This is a genomic window from Catalinimonas locisalis, from assembly GCF_038039535.1.
Lineage (GTDB): Bacteria > Bacteroidota > Bacteroidia > Cytophagales > Cyclobacteriaceae > Catalinimonas.
In genome coordinates this window covers 58,293-79,111 of the sequence record NZ_JBBPHP010000017.1, presented here as the reverse complement: position 1 = coordinate 79,111, position 20,819 = coordinate 58,293, and the positions used below count along the sequence as shown (strand labels likewise).

Sequence of the window (20,819 nt, the reverse complement as noted above, 5' to 3'; positions counted from 1 at the left end):
TCAAAATTTAGTAGAAGTGAAATGTAAAAATTATAATGATGGGCTGTTTATGCATACTCAAAGGAGACAGCCAGCATAGCAAAAATGAAAGAAAGAGAAATCACCTCAGTACTACTGTGCTTATTTTTGAAGTCCGCTCTTAAGATATCAATCGTTCGTCCGATCAAATTATAAACTGACCTTACTTCTATCTCCATCACTTCGGCTACTTCCTGGAAGGTGAGGTTATTATAAAATTTCAGATAGACCGCTTCTCTTTGCCTATCGGTGAGCTTATATAATGCCTTACTAAGTATCCGCTTTCTTTCTTCCTCTTCTTCAGAAATAGCGGTAGAATGGGCTTTGGCTGATAGTTCAAGCTGAAAGTTTGTTCTTGAAGCAGAGGAATATGCACTGCTTCTTTTTTCCTCCTGCTGTATTCTGCGAATCAGCATCCTCCTGAGGCAGCGAAAGAGATAAAACTTTATAGAATCTGTGCTTCCCAAATGTCCTCTGCGGGTCCAGAGGCTGATAAATAAGTCTTGTATGACATCTTCTACCAAGCTCTTATCTGCACATATTTTATCTCCGTATCCACACAACGGCCGGAAGAGCCGGTCATATATGATATCAAAAGCCCTTTTATCACTGGCCTTAAAAAGTTCCCATAATTGTGCGTCTGAAATTTGATCATAAGCCTCCCCTGGTAAACATGGATTTACCAAAGTATCGCTTGCTGCGGAGGGCTTATCATCTTTATTTTCCATGCAGTTTTCTTCCTTCTTTTACATATTTAATTTAAATCCCTGGCAATCACAAATTTAAAAAATCAATAATTCTCAATATTAGCACTCAAATTAGCTGTATTATTTGGAAATATTAAACACATATTTTCCATTAGTAAAATTTAAACCTTCAAGAATAACTTATTCCGATAAAGGAAATATAGGAATAACCAGACCAGTGCCAAAGCACCCAGCGCCTGAAATACAGGATACCAGTCTTCAGGAGCAGGAGCATATATACCCCCAAAAAGCAAACGAGAGGTACTACCAAAATCAATGAAGCGATAGGCTAAATAGATGGTAAGGGAGTTCATGCCTATTACCTTGAAAAAGAAAGCCCACTTCTGGAATTTGAGAATATCAATCACCCAGAAAAACAAGCCTAAGACCAAAAAGGCCATTCCTCCGGTAAGCAGGATAAATGAGCTGGTCCACAAATGCTTGTTGATTGGAAAATGTAGACTCCATACCAGGCCCAAGGCTACCCCTATAATTCCTGAAATCAGCAGTAACTGTAGCTTATTATGATCCTTTTGTTGTCTGCGCAAAATATCCCCGGCAGCAGCGCCCAGCACTGTCAGACAGAGGGCAGGAAATTGGGTAAGTAGCCCTAACTCATCGTAAGTTCCCTGTAATAATCTGCCGGGCAGAAATGTGCGGTCAAACCAGCCTACCAGATTACCTTCAAAGGAAAGATCTCCGGCACCATAACCGGGCACAGGAATGAGAAAGAGCGCAGCATAATAAAGCAGTAATATTCCTCCTACCCAGCCCAATCTTGCCCGAAAAGAAAAGTTAAGGTAAAGAACTGTTGTCACAAAACCCGCGAAGCCTATTCTTCCCAGCACACTGCCCAGGCGAATCTCCGAAGGCTCAAAAAAAGGGATGGGAGCATTTTTGTATAAAATACCCAGCGCTATCAGGATAAGCATACGGCGAAAAGCTTTCTGATAAATCTCTGCTTTACCCATGCCCAGCGATAAACCTTTGTTCAGCGAAAACGGCAGAGAAACGCCTGCAATAAACAGGAAGAGCGGAAAGATAAAGTCGTAAAAGGTAAAACCATGCCAGGCAGGATGCTCCATTTGAAGGGCAATCGTGTCTACCCAGGCCCAACCCGTTTTACCTTCCAGCAACATCAGAAAAGTACCGGCACCGGAAATGAACAGCATATCAAAACCGCGGAGCGCATCAATAGAAAGCAGCCTCCTGGGCTTCTCTGCGGCTATTGGTGGAACCGTTTTTTTGGAAGCAGGAGCTACAGTAGTACTTTCTGCTGTACTTCCAGTATTCATCAGGTGGGCTGAAAAAGAAGACCAGAATGCTGAGAGATCAAGTTTTGCCATTAGTTAGGTTGTTGTTTTTAAGGAAAATCCAGACTTGTGTCCTTCATCTCAAAAAATACAAAAATATTTGGCTTTTCAGTACCTGATCAGGCGCTTATGTTTGGGCTCAGCATAAAAAAGCCTTCTGCAAATACTACATTATAGTGTAGCAAAACAGAAGGCTAAACTTAACTACCAGATTGTTTACCAATGGCAATACTGATCAATCAGTGATTGCGCTATTCCTTTGCGGCCAGCCCTTCTAGCTACCCATTTTAATAGTGGAGTGATATAACTCAGTAAGCCCGGGATATTGGTATCGCCCCAAGTGAAAATAAGCGCCAGGTGATAAAAGTTTTTGGGAATACCTTTACGGTTTACTTTACCATCTCTGCAAAGCCCGTAAACTACCTGTAAGGTATGCTCAAAACCAATATGTCCAGGAGTAAGTTTTACTGTAAATCTTACAGCTTCTGTATCCGAAGGGTTATAAAAACGGTGCAACTCTCCGGGCATTACCGTATGAATTTCGCCTGTCCGAAGCTGAAGTTTTTCTTGCTCTATATCTACTCCCAAAGTGCCTTCCAACACTTCAAAGGTTTCGCTAAAGGAAGTGTGGTAGTGCATATCATTTCCTCCTTTAGGAGCCAATAGCACTTCTACCCAAGTGTGCTTACCTCCGCTTTCTGCACAGGACTCAATCAACCTGACCTGATCGCCAATCAGCGGATTTTCTATCGTACGGGCGTCTGAAATGATCATCATAATTTTTACTGCTTAAGTCTGTAATACTCGGTGTAAGCACCATTATCATGATGCAGGGTAAGTTTCAATACGGTGCTGCCCAGTTCGCTGGTCTCCTGAGTAATTTCGTAGGCCACTGCAAAGGCTTCGGTAGATTCATCCCGATCAAAGTTAAGCGAAGGCTCGCAGGTGCTATGGTATTTCCTCCGGCGTACCGAAGGCTCAAAGATCATTGTATTACCCTCAGTATTCACTTCACCTAGCAGAAACTCCACGGTATAAGATTGGCACCCGCCTACTCCTGTGCTCAGCCCATAATTCCACACAAATTCACCATTTTCCAGAATAGTAAAACCTGTACCCGGACGTGGGTCCATATCCCAGGGGCTCACAGCACCCCTAAACCATAGGCCCGTGCTGGTATCATAAAATTTATCGTCAATGATATAGCTGTTCTGAAAACTCCAGCTATCCAGCCAGCTTCCTCTTAAAATTTCAGGAAGTTCATCACCCTGAGCATCAATGATCTGATTGTTTGTGCTGCTTAGCCAGGCTCCTGGCTCTACGTGCAATGCATCTCCTACATTATAGCCCACAAAGCTGTTGGTCAGTTTGAGTTTGGCCTGTGTATCGCCTTCCAGCGCTATCCCACTATATACCGGAATACCAGGTAAGAAGGTACTTCCCGCGCGGGTCAGGTCAATGTGATCCAGTTCGTTCTGATCATTCGCAGACTGAATCAAAATACCGGCCCAGTGTCCGTGCTGCTGATCTGCACTGGTGAAAATGACCGGATTAGAGAAGCTTCCTTTGGCAGAAATGTAGCCCTGCTCTTTTACTATCAGACTCTTATCCTGCCCGAAAGTCAGATTAACTCCTGCTTCTATATGTAAGCCTCCATAAATCTCTACATTTTGGCTGATCAGGTATTCCATTGCCCCGGCAAACCTGCTTACTGTTACAGCTTCTAAGGCTGGTACTGTGCCTTCAGTAATTTCTATACGAGGATTATGGTTAGACTGATCCAGTTCTGAATTAGCATTCAGCTTGAGAGCCAAATCCAGCGGAATAGCGATAGGAATATCATTGCCCAGGAAGATACTGCTTTCCATTTCCATGTCAGAACCTTTTTCAGCATACAAACCATATTGCTTACTATGGGTAACTGCTGTATGATTCAGCTTGACAAAGCCATATGCCTCACCATCCAGCGCCAGGTTTGCGGCAGCTTCCATACCGGGTAGTGCTTCTCCACCACCGTAAGAAATTTCAGTATAGTTCAGCTCATTTTCTTCTCTGGGAGAATTAAATACTATTCCTTTCCAGTAGCCTTCGGTCTTTTCTTTTCCGGTAAACTTAATGGAATCATTGACTGTACCCATTGCCTTCAGGTAGCCGGAAGAAGTAACCACCATTCCCTGATTGGCTTCAAAAGCGATGATGACACCGGGCTCTATTATTAAGCCTGCTTTCACGGCGATCAAGTCCGTTACCAGATAATCAGCTTTGGCAGGATCAGTGAAAATGTCGGATAATATCTTTTCACTCTCAATATCTTCACTAATGATCACCTGAACCGGTTCCGCAGTAGAAGTTTTGGCTGTAATTTTCACTTCATCCGCATGCTCGCTGCCGATGATGTTGTAGACTTTGAGTTCAACGACATAATCACCGGCTACATCAGGCGTAAAAGAAGCCTGTGTTTTATTTTCATTTTCTATTGCTGCCTCACTGGCTTCCGGTTTACTTTTAATTACCCAGGCATAATGATGGGGTTTGTTTTTTCCATCCGCTGAAGCTGATCCATCCAGCATAACCAAAGTGTTGATTTCCACTTCCTGGTCTTCTCCAGCCACTGCTTTGAGCTGGGATACTGGCTGCGGGTTTTCATTTTCATCCCCTTCCTGACAACTCAGCAGGAAGGATAGCGCCCACAGGCAGAAACATACATAAAAAAGGCGTTTCATTTTGTCAATTTGGGTTAATCTATATTAGGGTATTATAGTGCGATAGTGTTGGAGTGTTATGGTTCTTGGTGTTATGATTTAAATGAGCATATTTAAACCTTCATTAAAAAACTATAACACCATCGTACCCTAACACTATCGCACTACTATATCTGTTCGGAGGGCAATTCAATTTCCTGCTGTAGCAAAAGTGTGGCACAGGCAGCAGCCAGTAAAGACTGCATGTCATCCGGCAAAGCACTATTGATCCAAACACGCCCCTGGTTTAGCAGTTCTACTGCTGCCAGCGAGTGGCCATCCTGTTGAAAATCAAAACCTACAATATCACCACCCCAGCTTTTTTGCTCGGCAAGTTTACGCACCGGCACAATCTGAATCGGAGTGGTGGCTTCACTACTGAGTAGGCCCACATACTTCCCGTCCTTCCGGAAATCATCGGTGTGCATCATCAGCATATGCCAGTGCTCCTGCTGCTGATGGTCATAAAGTGTAGCAGCCATCATGTCCTTCGTCTGTACGGTAAAAGAAAGTAGCTCATGCACAGCAGGCTTAGCTTTAGGCGTAAAGCGATCCACAGGAATCACAACTCCACTAAGCTGATGCGCACTCATCACCGTATAGCGTTGTCCTTTCTCATCTTCCAGCGTAAAACTAAATTTCTGCTGCGCACCTTGCAGCTCAGTCAAGAACAAGTCTATACCATAGCTAAAGGTCCAGCCACGCTGCACTTTGTCAGTTTGGTAGTTGCCAAAAGAGAGCTTCTGGTTAATGAGCCAGCCCTGTCTGCCTTTTACAGGCATAGGAGCAGCTTCGCTGGCGAGGGGTTCCTGCAACAACATTTGAGGCGTAGTGCAGGCAGTAATGTATAGAATAAAGCTTAGAAAAAGCCAGTTGATCGTTTTCATACTTTTGAGGGTTAATGTTGCCGCCTAAGACGACACACTACAAAAGTGAGAAGAACAAAGCGCTTTAAGAATACCCGATAGAGGGTGTATGATCTACTGTCTACACGGTATTTTGAAGCTGACTTTCAATACCAGAGATAATTACAGAAGTAAAAATTACAAAGATCATTTGTGCTATTAAAGTAATATTACTTTATAGATTTATGTATTCATCATTGCTTCATAAGGATACCTCATTCAGCGCTGAAGCAAACGTATCTCTTTACAACTTAAGTAGTTATTCTCCTTCTTTTAGGCTACTTTACTTTAATCTTTCTCTGTAGCATAAAAAGCTTCTTTTCGGCTAAAATTTTCCAACCTTTTTGGAGCCAACATACTCTTCTTTTGCATACATTTATCAAATTTTCCACTATGCAAGAGAGCATGCTACTGCTTGGGAAGGAGCGCATACATGTCACTTCTCACTACTCCGGTCAGTCCACTACGCTGATATTTGTCCACGGCAATTCTTTATCCTCACAATACTGGAAGCCACAATTTGATAGCGACTTAGCGCAGCATTTCAACCTTTTGGCTTTGGACTTGCAGGGACATGGTCAATCTGAGCCAGCTGCTGATCCGGCGAGTAGCTATAGTTTTTCAGCCTATGGACAGGTACTTCTGAGTTTACTGGAGCAGCAGAAAGTAGTTTCTTTTGTACTGATCGGCCATTCTCTGGGAGGCCATGTGGTTCTTGAACTGCTGCCCTTCCTGAATGAGCTTACTTGTCGCGGGGTAGTGACTATTGGTACTCCTCCCCTGCAAAAACCCTGGGATCAGGGGCAGCCCTTTTTGCCTAATCCTCATGCAGCTATTCTGTTTCAGGCAGAAGCTCCTGAAGAAGCCCTGGAGGCTCTAAGTCTTAGCATGATACGTCCCGGAGGTGAAGCCTGGAGCCTGGTACCTAAAACCTACCGACAGACTGATTCTCTTGCCCGTACTACTTTCATCCAGAATACCCTGACAGGGCAGTATCAGGATGAGGTAGCACTGATCCGTTCTTCGTTCGTACCTGTACTGCTTACCTACGGAGAGGAGGAGCAGATTGTGAACCCTGCCTATTTTGGTACTCTGCAGCTTGCGGATGAGCTTTGTACCATTGTGGGCATTCCGCAGGCAGGCCATCTAGCATCTTATGAAAATGCAGCGTTTTTCAATGCTTTGTTAAAAGAGCACTTTGCTTAAAAAATCTTCTGCCATGGAAAATATGCTGAAAGAAGGACTGTCAGAAGCTGTTCATCACAAAACGTCTTCCTTTCATTCTAATGTAATCCAGGAACAGTATGCTTCGCTCTACGGAAGAACTTCAGAGCTACAGGCAATCGTACAGGCACTTCGGCACCCGCCCCGGCAGGATATTAATCTTTTGTTTATTTCCGGTGCTGCCGGTATCGGTAAGACCAGCCTGATTCGTCATGCACTGAGTGAGGTGAAAGGAGAAGGGACTTTCGTATTATCTGCCAAAGGAAGCACCTCAGTCATGCGAAAGCCTTATGCCATTCTTCGGCAAAGTTTTGCCCAATGGGTCAACCAGCTGCTATATCTCAACGATGAAGAACTTCAGCGGCTCAGAGCCAACATCCAGGAGGCGGTGGGTAAGCAGGGCTATATTATCAGCGAAATACTGGAAGAACTTGAATGGCTGGTTGGTCCCCGGCGCGCCGATGCTGCTGTGTGGTCAAGTCACGATGGTAATCAGGCCAGGCAGCAGTTTGCCTACTTCTTTCATAAGATGCTGCAAGCCATTACCCAGAGTGGCTACAAACTTATTTTCTTTTGGGACGACTGGCAGTGGATAGACACTACCACGCTCAACCTGCTGGCTGACCTGCTCAAGTTGTATGAGCATCCCAATGTTCAGATGATAGGCGCATATCGTGCTGAGCTATATGAAGAGGTAAAACCCTACCTCGCCAAATTACAGATGTTTCATAAGCTCAACCAATGGGAAATTTTACCGCTTAATGCTGAAGATTTACAGCAGCTGGTTCCTGAGGAATGGACAATTGCTGAAGATGAGAAGTCTGCCTTTCTGGAGTACTTTCATCAGGCCAGTGCCGGTAACCCCTTTGCAGCCCAGGAAATTATCTCCTGGATACAAAAGGAAGGTATGGTGAAGTTTGAGGCAGGCATTCAACTGAAACTGAATTGGAATAAATTACCCCGCATCCAAAAGAATCAGGATGCCATTCGTCTGATTGTTCGTCGTCTCAACCAACTGCCTGCTATCTGCAAAGCCATAGCGGGCACAGGAGCCAGCCTGGGATTTTCTTTTTCAGAGGTTTCGCTTAGTCAGCTCATGGACAAGCCTGCCGCGCAAATCAAAGAGGCACTGGTGGAGTTACAGGCAGAAAAGGTGCTGCATACCGATGAAAAGGAGTACTTTTTCATTCATGACAATGTGTTTACAGCGGCAGAATCTCTGCTTACTGAGAAGGAAAAGCAACAAATCCATTATCGCTATGCCCTTTACCTGAACAGAACAGTAGAGTGGTGGGGCAAACATCCGCAGTTTCTGGATATGCTGAATCATCTTAATCTTGCGCTACCTCTGTTATCTGCTGCAGAACTGGATGCCCTCTGGTATGCCAACTGGCTGGGTGCCAAAGTGTATCGTAAAAAAATGGCCTTTGACAAGGCCCGGCAATACTTCTCCTACTGCCTTATTCATTGGCCTTCAGAAAGGTTTATTGAGAATAGTCATCCATTATATGCCCAGCTTCCTATATTTCCGGATTTAAGCGATCATCAGCAGTGGCGCTTACAGATACTTCTGGAGATTGCTGAGTGTGAGCTGCTCCTGCAGGACTTCATGACTGCTTTATCCCATACAGAAGAGGTACTGGCTTCTACGACTGACCTTTTGATGCGCCTGCATGCTTACACGCTCAGCCTAAAAATCTGTATTGCTTTATCTAATCTTCGCAATGCTCCGGAATATCTGGAGAGAGGGATGCAGATCACAGAAGAAGTGCTTCAGCAATACGGTATTGAAATCCCTGATCGCGATTTTGAGCAGTATATGCATAAACTCTGTATGCGTATTAAGAAAAGAATGCGTGAGAAGGGCATTGAAGCCATCAAGCATTACTCTATCAACGAGGACCAGGCCTATCAGACGATGATGCATTTTGTGGTGCAGGCCCTTCCACTGGTATTTTTTGTACACATTCACAAGTCCAAGTGTATTGCGCTGGCCAGTTTGTATCTGTGTATGAAAAAAGGCTATACGCCGGTAACCCCTGCCCTCTTTGCCTCATCAGTGTGGGCAATGAGTGCGCAAAAAGACGGAGTGTCTTCTGCCATAGATCTGGGTAATATTGCCCTTGAAATGGTTCAGCATGAGCCTTATCTGCATGTAAGACATGCCGTTTATCATCTGGCTACACTTAATTTTTACAACTGGCAGCATCATTATCTTGAAAGTGTTCAGAAACTTGATGAAGTCACACAGTTTTCTCTGGAAAAAGGTGACCTGAACTATGCCGTTTTCTGCATGACCAATGCTCGTCTCTTTGAGATTTATCTGGGGACACCTCTTCTGCGCCATGAGTATGCCATGCCTAGCCTCCGCCAGCAGCATGTACACTTTGTCAACCGCAGCCATACTGCTTTTGTACAATATCTAAGCGGGAGAAAAGCTGGTTTTACCGAAGGCAGGTTCGTATTCAGTCATTCATTGATTGAAGAAGCAAAATACAACAACAACTGTCGCTTTCATTTCTCTCTGGTCAAAGCCAAGCTCTATTTCATGACCGAGCAGTATGACAAGGCTTTGAAGAATGCCCAGGTCTGTGAAAGTACTTACCAGTTGTATGAGGCTTTTCAGATTGGTATGGAGCATGATTTTTATTATGCTTTGATCTTGACCGAGATGGCTTACAGAAAACTCAATCCCCCTGAGAACTGGGAGGAAAAGGTGGAAAGAAAGCTCAACAATTTTGTCCAACTGGCTACTTATCGCTCAGGAAACTTTCAGCACAAGGTATGGCTGATCAAAGCGGGCCTTGCCAAATGCAAGGGAAAGCAGGAACAGGCACTGAAATACTACGATAAGGCACAGGAAGAAGCAGAAAAACAGTCGTTTACCTCTGTAGCAGCTTTGGCCTCAGAACTTGCCGCGCACTACCTTTATAGTTTGGGCAAAAAACGTAAGGCAGGCCGATACTTACAGGATGCACTACACTTTTATGAGAGCTGGCAGGCAGAAGCAAAAAAAGAGTGGCTATACAATCGCTATCCTGATATACTGAACTGCGTACCTTTTTATCACGAGACAGTATCGTCAGAAAAGGCAAATGTCTACGAAGATATACGGCAGCTTTCTCAGTCACTACAACTGACTGAGCTGGTAAAGTCACTTTTACAAATTAGCGTACAACGAACGAAAGCTGAGCGGGGGGTATTTCTGCTTCGGCAAGCTACCGGATGGAAAGTGCTGATGGATTATGTACGGGGAGACTGGCAAATGCCTGCTACTTCTCTCCCTCAGTATTTGTCACAACTTCCCCGCCACTTCATCTATGAGATGCTCCGGCAGGCAAAAGGAGACATGGTAGAAAATACAGACACCGCTCTCAGTCATTCTGATCATGCTTATTTTACCCATCATAAAGTAGAGTCGGCAGTAGGTTTGCCTGTGCTGTACCAGCAGCAACTGATGGCTTATGTGTATCTGGAGGGAGTACAGGAGCCCGCACAAGTACTTGAAAATGCGGTGCTTCAGCTGATTTATAGCCAGGCAGGGGTTTCGCTGAGCCACGCAGGTATGTACGAGGACCTGCAGCAGCTCAATGCTGAGCTTAAGCAGCAACAGCAGCGTAGAGTAGAGGCTATGATGGAAGCGCAGGAAAAAGAGAGAAAACGAATCGCTGAGGAACTGCACGATCATCTGGGTCAAATGCTGTCTTTGGTGAAACTTAATTTCTCCCAGATAGAAGATTACATCACCGGCAAATTTGAACTGTTTGAAAACACCAATCAGCTGCTGGATGAAAGTTGCCAGGAGATCCGTAGAATTGCTTACAACCTGATGCCTCCTGACATACAGCACAAAACATTAGTGGAAGTACTGGAAACACTGCTGCGCCGACAGGCAGCCGTGAGTGCGCTGGATATTCGCTTCACCCATACAGATGTTCCCCACGAACTATCGGATTTGCTGATGATTAATGTTTACCGTGTAGTGCAGGAGCTGGTCCACAATGTGATGAAGCATGCACAGGCAAGTCATCTGACTTTAGACCTTGAAGGGACTGCTGAGGGGCTTTTACTCACGGTAAAAGATGATGGAAAAGGATTTGACATAGACATCAGTACATCAGGGCTGGGGCTGCGCAATATCCATTCGCGAGTGCATTTACTCAAAGGGAAAATTGAAGTTCATTCGGCTTCTGGTAAAGGCACCAGTTATACCATTTTTATTCCCCATGATGGCTCATAAAAATGTACGAGGTGTACGCTACTGATCACAAAACTGTTCTTTTACGGACACTCAAAATCATTGAATAAGCCTGTTTCTTGAAATTTAATCCATATTTTACTTTGGCCTATAATTTGACATTCGCTTTTCATCCTGATAAAATGTATGGTAAAAAACTACTTACTCGCAGATGACCATCAGCTCTTTTTAGATGGCCTGCATTCGCTACTCGCCGAAATGGATGGTGTGAAGGTGCTGGGCACCGCAACCTCCGGCAAAAAACTACTTGATAAACTTCGTTCCTATCCTCATTGTGATGTCGTCATTGTGGATTTACACATGGCAGATGGTGATGGTAAATTTGTCACCAAAGAGATCAGAGAGCGCTACCCTCACATCAAGGTAGTGGTGCTGACGATGGACGATCACCTGGAAAATATCCGAGAGATCTTGCAGGCAGGAGCTAGCGGTTACATCCTGAAAAACACCGGAAAGACCGAACTGCAGATTGCCTTGGAAAAAGTAGCCAGTGGAGAGTTTTATCTGAGTCAATCTGTTGGGCAGCAACTGGCCCAGGATATGCTCAGACCTGCTTCCTATGCTACTCCCCGCTCTTCCGAAGTAACCCTAACCGAACGTGAAGAAGAGATTCTACGCATGATTGCCCTTGAAAACACCAACCAGGAAATCGCTGATCAATTGTTCATCAGCCCCAAAACCGTAGAAACTCACCGAAAAAACCTGATGAAAAAAATCGGAGTCAGGAATTCTCTGGGCATCTACAAATATGCCGTTAAACATCAGTTGGTATAAAGAGAAGGGGTCATACATGACTATTTTCTGAATAGGATGTTATAACCATTACCAATACATTTACCCAAAATTTCACTAAAAAGAGTGGATGGCATCAGCTGTCCACTCTTTTCTTTTTCGGCCTACTCTGAAAATACTGAGTTTTCTACTCCCACATTTTCATTTGATCATAACCATCTGATTTTCAATACTTAGAAAAGATTCCTACCGTCTTCCCGCCATCTAAATACCATGAACACGGTAGTACAAATGCCCCTCCTAAGGTATTCTAAGCAGCAGCTATGCTCTCCATCTTTGTAAGGTCAAAACTGACAAATGAAAAACTTAACATTAACTCAGATTCAAATGAAAAAAATTCTCTTAGCGTTACTTCCGCTCTTCCTCATCATGATGAGCTGTGAAGAAGACGAAGAAACGCCCAAACCCGAAAACAAACTGGAAGCGAATGCCGGAGCTGATCAGCAGGTAGAGGTCGGTACGCTGGTTACGCTGGATGGATCAGCCTCCAAAGATGGCAATGGTGAAACTTTTGATTACGAATGGACCCTCAAAACCCAGCCCGACGAAAGTGAGGCCGAGCTTAGCGATGAAACCGTGACCAAGCCTACTTTCACCCCCGACGTAGCCGGTGACTATGTGATTGAACTCAAGATCAGCAATGAGTCTGGCAGCGATACCGATGAGGTAACTATCAAGGCTAGTGCTACTCCTACTGCCACCGCCACTATTATTGATGGCGATATCACAGAAGAGATCGTACTGGAAAATATTTTTGAAGATCCAGCTGTGCCCGATTATCATGTAACCGCTATGGTAGCGGTCAACGCCAAACTGACGATTGAACCCGGAGTGGTCATCATTTTTGATGAAGACAAAGGCCTGAAGATCAATGCTGATGGCAAACTGATTGCCAAAGGCACTGAAACCCAGTTGATCACCTTTACCGGAAAAGAAGAAGAGAAAGGTTATTGGGCGGGTATCATGTTCTTGAGCAGCAGCCTGGATAATGAAATGACCTATACAGAAGTAAAATATGCTGCTGGAGATGCCATTTATCCTTTTGAACATCCTACAGCCATTGGTGTAAACGATGAGGCTTATCTCAAACTGACCCACTCGAGTGTAGAATATGCTATGGACAATGGCCTTTTTGTCAAAACACACGGTATTATTGATTATGAGCATAATTACTTTGGAAACAACGAAGGACTGAACGTGACAATACCGGTAAGTCAGGCGCACAAAATGGATGCTAACTCCAGAATTGAAGCCAGAACTGAGGAATTAAACTATGTGCAACTGATGGGTACATCGCTGGAAGAAGAGGAAGAAGTTACCTGGGTGAGCCTTTCCAATGGTACAGTATACAAACTGGTGGAAGAAGTAAGCGTTGGTTCTGGTTTAAGATTAGAGCCCGGCACACATCTTCGCTTCAACCCAAACAAGTTCTTCAGAATTTTTAATGAAGGTTACCTCTACGCCAAAGGTACCAACACTGAGCCTATCATCATGGATATTGCCCCTGCTGGCGGATTCAAATGGGGGGGGCTTCTCATCAAATCTTCTAGCCCCGACAACCTGCTGGAATATGTAGAAATCTACAACGCCGGTAACGGACAGCCTGCTTACGGATTGCTAAAAAGTGCAGCAGTGAGTGTAGATAGCGATTACAGTACTATCCTGAACATGAAAAACACTTACATATTCGGTAGCTTAGCCTATGGACTGTATGTAGAAAATGGCGCAGTGCTTGGGCAGTTTGACAATAACCTCTTTGAAGAAAATGCCATCCCTGCTTCGCTTCCAATCAAAGAAATAGGTAAACTGGCTTCTACAGCGATTGCTACCTCTTCTGACGGAGAAGCTGCTATTGAGATCAACGGTGCTTCACTGAACATAGAACAGGAAGCCAGCTGGGTAGCCCTGGAAGATGGAACTCCTTACTTCATCCCTGAGTCTGTTAATGTACACTCTGGCTTAAAGTTAAATCCTGGTGTGACGCTCAAATTCGGTTTAGATGCGGTGTTGCAGATCAGCCCTGGAGGTTACCTGAACGCAGTAGGTACTGCAGATGCTTACATCACCTTCACATCTATTAACCCAGGCATGTCAGTGTACTGGAAAGGCATTCTGATACAGTCCAACAATAGCATGAACGTACTTGATTACACACAAGTGTCCTACGGTGGCAGCAACGATATGCCGGGCATGGTCAGCACCAAAGCCAATATTGCCGTAGATGCTATCAGCCCCGGTAAACTGATCGTGACCAACTCTGCGATCTCGCATGGCGCTGGCTGGGGCGTAGCGGTAGAAACCGGTTGGGGTGCTACCATCAATGATGATGTAGAAAGCAGCAATGTCTTTGACGACTTATCACAGGGTAATCTTTATAAGTATTAACAAGTTGAAGACTGAAATTTTAAGGTTCGGACTTTTCCACTGACAAAATATATATAACTAAATGAGTGTCTGGAAGCGCTAACTGAAAGGCACTCTACATTTCAAACCCAATTATTTATTAATCATAATTCACTCAACATTAACACAAACCCATGAAAAAGTTAAATGCAATATTTCTGTTATCCGCGCTGATACTGGCTTCAGCCTGCGAAAAAGATGATGATGAACCTGAAGCTCCCCTGAGCATCAAAACACAAATGCTTGTCAACCCAACCTGGGAAACCACTGCATTTCTTTTGGTAGAAGTTGAATCAGGCGAAGCTGTAGATGCTACGGAAGAAATGCCTTGCTACCAAGACAACTTTCTAAAATTTAGTAAGCAGGGCAACTACGAAATGAACGAAGGTAGCGATGTATGCGAAGACGAAGAGCAAACTTCTGCTGGTAGCTGGAAATTTAATACTGATGAAACAAGAATCACTTTTACTGACGAAGAAGGACCCAACGAGGTAGAAATTCTAGAACTCACTGAAGATGAACTCATTTTCGCAATGGATCAGCTTTTTACGATAGATACACTTGAGTTCGTTCCCGTATTCGTCTTTGAAGCTAAATAATAGCCCAAAACTATCAGTAATAAACAAGATTTTCATTAATCCAATTCAATTCTCATACAGGCTAATTTATGAATATCCCCTTCCATATGATTGATTCGCTACAGCTGGTTTATCAGGATGCTTACTGCGAAACGCTGTGGATCGGGGATATTCGTTGCTTGTATCAGCGCTTTAAGCAAACGCCCAAAACTTCTCACCTCATCCCTTACTATTATCAGCAAATAGAAGAGTGGTACGCTCAGAAAAACCAGCCTTTCCCTATTTTTGCTTTCATCATTGAAGTTCCCAACGGTCAGCCTTTTCCTGCCGATGACATTACCTGGCCGCATGCCCTGGAACTGATCCGGCTCAATGAGTACTGCATTTACCAGGTTATCTACATATCCCGCTTCAACCTGTTCAACCATATTAGTCTGAATAAAATGGAACATACCATGCAGCAGGATACTACCATTACTATCTTTCAGGAAGCTACCACTGCGTTTGACTGGCTGGAAATGACGCACAAACTTGCACAGTAGCTGTGTTGTAAGCGTTACAGACTGCTAAGGTCAGCATGGTTTCACTGCCTTACATAGTCAGCATTACTATAACCATTGGCTCTCCGCTGCTCCGGTCAGGAACCATAACACTTTGCTAAGTTTAGCACAATTTTCTTCCCTTCTAAACATTTTCTTTGATAGATTGGGGGATGTTTTTGAAAAAATACCTACTCTCAACAACAACTTATCTGTTTAGCGTCTTCCTGTGTGGAAGCTTATTGTACAGATGCTCCAATCAAAATAATAAGTCTGCCCAAAATGCGATCACTACTGACCCGCAAATGATTGCTCAGGGGGAGCAGCTTTTTCAGGACAACTGCTCCTCTTGCCACAATTTCCGGCAACGCGCTATTGGCCCCGAGCTTTCCGGTATCACCCAGGAAACTCACCCTGATTGGCTATTTCACTTCATCCGCAATGCCCCGGAAATGATAGAGCAGGGAGACCCAAGGGCAGTTCAGCTTTATGAAGAATACCAAACTTATATGCCTCCCTTTACTGCATTAGACAGTACAGAGGTAGAAGCCATTATGGGATATCTGCATACCCATCAACAGCAACTAACATCAACTGAAATGGCTGATAGCTCTTTTCTGAAAGATCCTATTCCCGAAAAGATCAAGGCGTCCGGACTAAGTCTGGTCATTGAGGAAGTAGCCCAGGCACCGGCCACTGCCCAGGATCCACCTCTGGCACGTATCAACAAACTACTTACCCTCAACACTGGCGGACAGGAACGTATGTTTATCCATGATCTGAATGGGATACTCTACGAACTAAAAGACAACACATTTCATACTTTTCTGGACATTAGAAAAGAACAACCTAACTTCATCAGCAAGCCTGGGCTGGGCACTGGTTTAGGTAGCTTTGCCTTCCATCCTGACTTTGAGCAGAATGGAATTTTCTACACTACCCATACCGAACCGCCCGGCTCTGATCCCGCTGACTTTGCTTATGATGACAGTATCAAAGTTACTTTGCAGTGGGTACTTAGCGAATGGAAAATGGAGAACCCAAAGGCCAATACGTTTTCAGGAAGTAGCCGAGAATTATTACGAGCCAATATGGTGGGTGGTATCCATGGGGTACAGGAGATTACCTTCAATCCGCTGGCAGTACCTGGAGATGATGACTACGGTATGCTCTATATGGGCACAGGAGATGGGGGAGCTGTACTGGCAGGCTACCCTTTTCTGTGCGAAAGCAAAGAACGTTTCTGGGGTACTGTTATCCGCATTGATCCCAGAGGCAATAACAGTAAAAATGGTCAGTATGGAATTCCTGATGATAATCCTTTTGTCAATGACCAAAAGCCTGAGGTGCTGAAAGAGATTTGGGCTTATGGTTTTCGTAATCCGCACCGCATCTCCTGGGATATGGGGGGAGATCACGATATGCTGATTACCAATATTGGGCAGCGCAACATTGAATCCATCTACATAGGCGTAGCCGGAGCCAACTATGGCTGGGGTAGCCGTGAAGGAACTTTCCTGATTCATCCTGAAGGTAATATAGATCATCCTTATCCGCTCCCGCAAGACGATACATCTTTAGGTTACACCTACCCGGTAGCCCAGTATGATCATGATGAGGGCAGCGCCATTTCGGGAGGCTTTGTCTACCGCGGCGATCTGGTTCCCCAACTCAATGGCAAATATATTTTTGGAGACATCGTGACAGGCAGGCTTTTTTATGTAGAAAGTGATCAGCTGGAATTAGGCCAGCAGGCTGAAATTAAAGAACTAGGACTCCAGTTTAACGGACAGGAAACTAACTTCAGAGAAGTAACTGACAATAAACGTGTAGACCTGCGGTTTGGCATTGGTGCAGAAGAAGAGTTTTATATTTTTACCAAAGCCGATGGCAAAGTCTGGAAAGTCATCAATGTAGCAGGCAGCTATATTTCAGCTATGGAATAGCGAGATAGTGTACCGCCAAGACCTGGTATTATAGTTCTATTGATTTCTCTAACTATAACACTGAGAACTATAAAACCATAACACTCTATTAAACTACAAACAACCTATGAAAAGCATCATCATTGTCTTCACCTTAACCATTTTTCATTTCCACGTCTATGCACAGGAAAAACCCAACATCATTTTCATTTTTGCTGATGATCAGGCTTTTTCCACCATTCATGCGCTGGGAAATGAGGAAGTGATTACTCCAACTTTGGATAAATTAGTGAATGAAGGGGCAACTTTTACCCATGCCTACAATATGGGTGCTTGGAATGGCGCGGTGTGTATGGCTTCCCGGGCGATGATGATCACCGGCAGGTCGGTATGGAGGGCGCATGCCCTGGATGATGAATTAAAAGCAGGCAAAAAACAGGATGAAACCTGGCCCAAACTGATGGAAAAAGCAGGCTACAATACCTACATGAGTGGCAAATGGCATGTCGCTGCTCCTGCACCAGATCTGTTCATGACTACCCACCATATCAGACCGGGCATGCCAAAGGATACCGAAGAAGCTTACAATCGTCCCAAAAGCAGAGATGACAAAGCATGGCAGCCCTGGGACAAAAAGTTTGGCGGTTTCTGGGAGGGAGGCACACATTGGAGCGAAGTGCTGCGCAATGATGCCCTTACATTTATTGAAGATGCCACCCGGAAAGAAGAACCATTTTTTATGTACCTGGCTTTTAACGCTGCCCACGATCCGCGGCAGTCGCCTAAGGAATACGTGGATAAATACCCGGTAGATGAAGTGAAGGTGCCCGAAAACTTTATGCCCGAATACCCTTACAACGAGGCTATGGGAAGTGGCAGAACCTTAAGAGATGAGCGCCTTGCCCCCTTTCCCCGTACCGAATACGCGGTGCAGGTACACCGGAAGGAATACTATGCCCTCATCACCCATATGGATGAGCAAATTCGCCAGATACTGGAAGCACTAGAAAAAAGCGGAAAGCAGGACAACACCTATATCTTCTTTACTGCTGACCACGGGCTGGCCTGTGGAGAGCATGGCCTGATAGGTAAACAGAATATGTTTGACCATAGCATACGCGTTCCCCTGATGGTACTAGGTCCTGATATTCCTGAAGGTAAAAAAGTTGAAGCTGATGTGTATCTACAGGATGTGATGGCCAGTGGACTTGAGTTGGCCGGTATCAAGAAGCCAAAGTATGTTGAGTTCAATAGCCTCATGGATATGGCACGCGGCAGGAAAGAAAAGAGCAAATACAAATCTATTTACGGAGGCTATATTGAACAACAGCGTATGATTCGCAAAGATGGACTTAAGCTCATCGTCTATCCTGAAATTGATAAGGTGCTTTTGTACAATGTAGAAGAAGACCCCAAAGAGCTGCACAACCTGGCAGAAGATCCTGCCTACAAAAAGAAGATTAAAAGACTTTTCAAAGATTTGCTGAAGCTACAAAAGAAACTGGATGATACACTGAATATCAAAAGCACTTATGATAAAGTCGTCAGTTAAATTGGTGGCTGTTTTTTTATATCTGGCAAATTATAAATTTCTCAATACTTACCTCTTTATTCAGGATATCATTTCCATAAATTCTCTATACATCTTATCTTTTGTAAAAAGTAAAAAATTAGTTAATTAGAAGATGCTCATAATAAACCGTCCGATTCTTATACTTAAGAAGGGAGTGGGGTAAAGGTAAAGTGCATCAACAGTCATTGTACCAAACCTCCGAAGTATTCAGTAGCAGCTTTATTTTTTGTGATATTACTTTACAGCAGGTGATAAGAGAATGAGGTAGTGACATTGTGCTGGCAATTATTTGTTCTGAATAGCTGTATAGGCCTGTTCAGTCTTTCTGATATGTTTTCTATTTCCATACTTATACAAAACCTACACTATGAAAGAACAGAAAAAAAATGATCGGCGCGACTTTATGAAGCAGGCCAGCCTGGGCGGCCTTAGCCTGGCAGCATTTACAGCATCTCCTATTGAGGAAGTATTAGAGTATTCCACCCAGAATGTAAACCGCTATTCCGCTCCTACCGAATTAAAAATCACGGACATGCGCATTGCTGAGATCAGCGATGTGGTGTTCCGAACCCCTATTGTACGCATCTATACCAATCAGGGCATCATAGGTCATGGTGATGTGAGGGATGGCGCAGCCAAAGAGTATGCCCTCTTTCTGAAGAGCCGTATCCTGGGAGAAAATCCCTGCAATGTGGAGCGGTTGTTTAAAATCATCAAGCAGTTTGGTCATCATGGCAGACAGGGCGGTGGCGTATCCGGGGTAGAAATGGCACTTTGGGATTTGGCAGGTAAAGCCTACAATGTACCAGTCTATCAGATGTTGGGTGGAAAGTACCGCGACAGAGTGCGCGTCTACTGCGATACTACTACTTCATCTGACCCTCAAGAATACGCTAAGCGTATGCAGGAAAGAATTGACAAGGGCTATACGGCATTGAAGATGGATATCGGTATCAATCTGATCAAAGATGTGCCCGGCGCAGTGATCAATGCTCCGGAAGGCAAACTAGACCCTTACAAGTATGAATATAAGAAGTACAACCTGACTGAGCACCCATTTACCAATGTGCAGATTACTGACAAAGGAATTGATAAGCTCATGGAATTTCTGGATGTGATGCGTTCACAGATCGGCTACGAAATTCCGATGGGCACCGATCACTGGGGACACTTTGGGGTCAACGAAGCTATCAAAATTGCCCGGGCTGCCGAACCCTATAACCTGGCTTACATAGAGGATATTATTCCCTGGCAGTATACCGACCAATGGCGCGAAATCACCACTTCCTCTACTACACCAACACAGACCGGAGAAGACATCTATTGCCTGGAAGGTGGCTTCAAAGAACTGATAGACAAGCGGGCAGTAGACATTGTACACCCTGACCCTAATACTGCCGGCGGTATACTGGAAACCAAGCGCATTGGCGACTATGCCTCGCAGCATGGCATAGGATTTATGCACCATCATGCGGCAGGACCAGTTTCTTTTCTGGGATGTGTACATAGCGCAGCCGCTACTGAAAACTTTAAGTGGCTGGAACACCATGCGGTAGACAAACCTCAGTGGGAAGATCTGGTGACCGGCATAGAAAAACCCATCGTACAGGATGGTTATGTGAAGGTACCTGAAAAGCCGGGTATCGGGGTAGAACTGAATGAAGATGTGGTGAAAGAATTTCTGGTGGAAGGCGAAAAGCTCTTTGCTCCCACTCCAGAATGGAATGAAATCCGTGCCTGGGACCGGCTCTGGAGTTGATACAAACTTTAATCTGGCAGATTTCAAAAATCTGCCAGATTTCCC

At 44.5% G+C, this 20,819-nt stretch carries 14 protein-coding genes; 9 read left to right on the top strand and 5 right to left on the bottom strand.

Features of this window, described 5'->3' with window-relative positions; all coding sequences use genetic code 11:
- Nucleotides 1–47: 47 nt before the first annotated feature.
- From WJR50_RS19390 to WJR50_RS19370, 5 genes are all read right to left on the bottom strand, one after another.
- Nucleotides 48–746, bottom strand: a complete 699-nt coding sequence (locus tag WJR50_RS19390) for an RNA polymerase sigma factor (RefSeq protein WP_341294969.1) — start codon at nt 744–746, stop codon at nt 48–50.
- 140 nt (nt 747–886) lie between these two features.
- A complete protein-coding gene (locus WJR50_RS19385) occupies nt 887–2,110 on the bottom strand; it encodes an acyltransferase family protein (protein ID WP_341294968.1) in 1,224 nt (407 codons plus the stop codon).
- Between the two features lie 183 nt (nt 2,111–2,293).
- The gene (locus tag WJR50_RS19380) at nt 2,294–2,854 is read right to left on the bottom strand and encodes a cupin domain-containing protein (RefSeq protein ID WP_341294967.1); all 561 of its coding nucleotides are present in this window, start codon (nt 2,852–2,854) and stop codon (nt 2,294–2,296) included.
- 5 nt (nt 2,855–2,859) lie between these two features.
- On the bottom strand, nt 2,860–4,800 hold the full coding sequence (locus WJR50_RS19375) for a beta-helix domain-containing protein (RefSeq protein ID WP_341294966.1): 1,941 nt from the start codon (nt 4,798–4,800) through the stop codon (nt 2,860–2,862).
- Between the two features lie 146 nt (nt 4,801–4,946).
- The gene (locus WJR50_RS19370; RefSeq protein WP_341294965.1) at nt 4,947–5,705 is read right to left on the bottom strand and encodes a hypothetical protein; all 759 of its coding nucleotides are present in this window, start codon (nt 5,703–5,705) and stop codon (nt 4,947–4,949) included.
- A gap of 411 nt (nt 5,706–6,116) precedes the next feature.
- Here WJR50_RS19370 and WJR50_RS19365 point away from each other — a divergent pair, with 411 nt between their 5' ends.
- The 9 genes from WJR50_RS19365 to WJR50_RS19325 all read left to right on the top strand — a co-directional run bounded on the left by WJR50_RS19365 (nt 6,117) and on the right by WJR50_RS19325 (nt 20,774).
- On the top strand, nt 6,117–6,929 hold the full coding sequence (locus WJR50_RS19365; RefSeq protein ID WP_341294964.1) for an alpha/beta fold hydrolase: 813 nt from the start codon (nt 6,117–6,119) through the stop codon (nt 6,927–6,929).
- A gap of 13 nt (nt 6,930–6,942) precedes the next feature.
- Entirely contained in the window at nt 6,943–11,187 is a 4,245-nt protein-coding gene (locus WJR50_RS19360) for an AAA family ATPase (RefSeq protein ID WP_341294963.1), read from the top strand.
- Nucleotides 11,188–11,331: 144 nt separating this feature from the next.
- A complete protein-coding gene (locus tag WJR50_RS19355; RefSeq protein ID WP_341294962.1) occupies nt 11,332–11,979 on the top strand; it encodes a response regulator in 648 nt (215 codons plus the stop codon).
- A gap of 345 nt (nt 11,980–12,324) precedes the next feature.
- A complete protein-coding gene (locus WJR50_RS19350; RefSeq protein WP_341294961.1) occupies nt 12,325–14,382 on the top strand; it encodes a PKD domain-containing protein in 2,058 nt (685 codons plus the stop codon).
- A 152-nt stretch (nt 14,383–14,534) separates the two neighbouring features.
- Nucleotides 14,535–14,999, top strand: coding sequence for a lipocalin family protein (locus WJR50_RS19345; protein ID WP_341294960.1), 465 nt, complete (start codon nt 14,535–14,537; stop codon nt 14,997–14,999).
- 68 nt (nt 15,000–15,067) lie between these two features.
- Nucleotides 15,068–15,520, top strand: a complete 453-nt coding sequence (locus tag WJR50_RS19340; RefSeq protein WP_341294959.1) for a hypothetical protein — start codon at nt 15,068–15,070, stop codon at nt 15,518–15,520.
- A 176-nt stretch (nt 15,521–15,696) separates the two neighbouring features.
- On the top strand, nt 15,697–17,463 hold the full coding sequence (locus WJR50_RS19335) for a PQQ-dependent sugar dehydrogenase (RefSeq protein WP_445223478.1): 1,767 nt from the start codon (nt 15,697–15,699) through the stop codon (nt 17,461–17,463).
- Nucleotides 17,464–17,569: 106 nt separating this feature from the next.
- A complete protein-coding gene (locus WJR50_RS19330) occupies nt 17,570–18,994 on the top strand; it encodes a sulfatase family protein (protein WP_341294958.1) in 1,425 nt (474 codons plus the stop codon).
- Nucleotides 18,995–19,382: 388 nt separating this feature from the next.
- Complete coding sequence (locus tag WJR50_RS19325; protein WP_341294957.1) at nt 19,383–20,774, top strand: mandelate racemase/muconate lactonizing enzyme family protein; 1,392 nt, start codon at nt 19,383–19,385, stop codon at nt 20,772–20,774.
- Nucleotides 20,775–20,819: the final 45 nt, after the last annotated feature.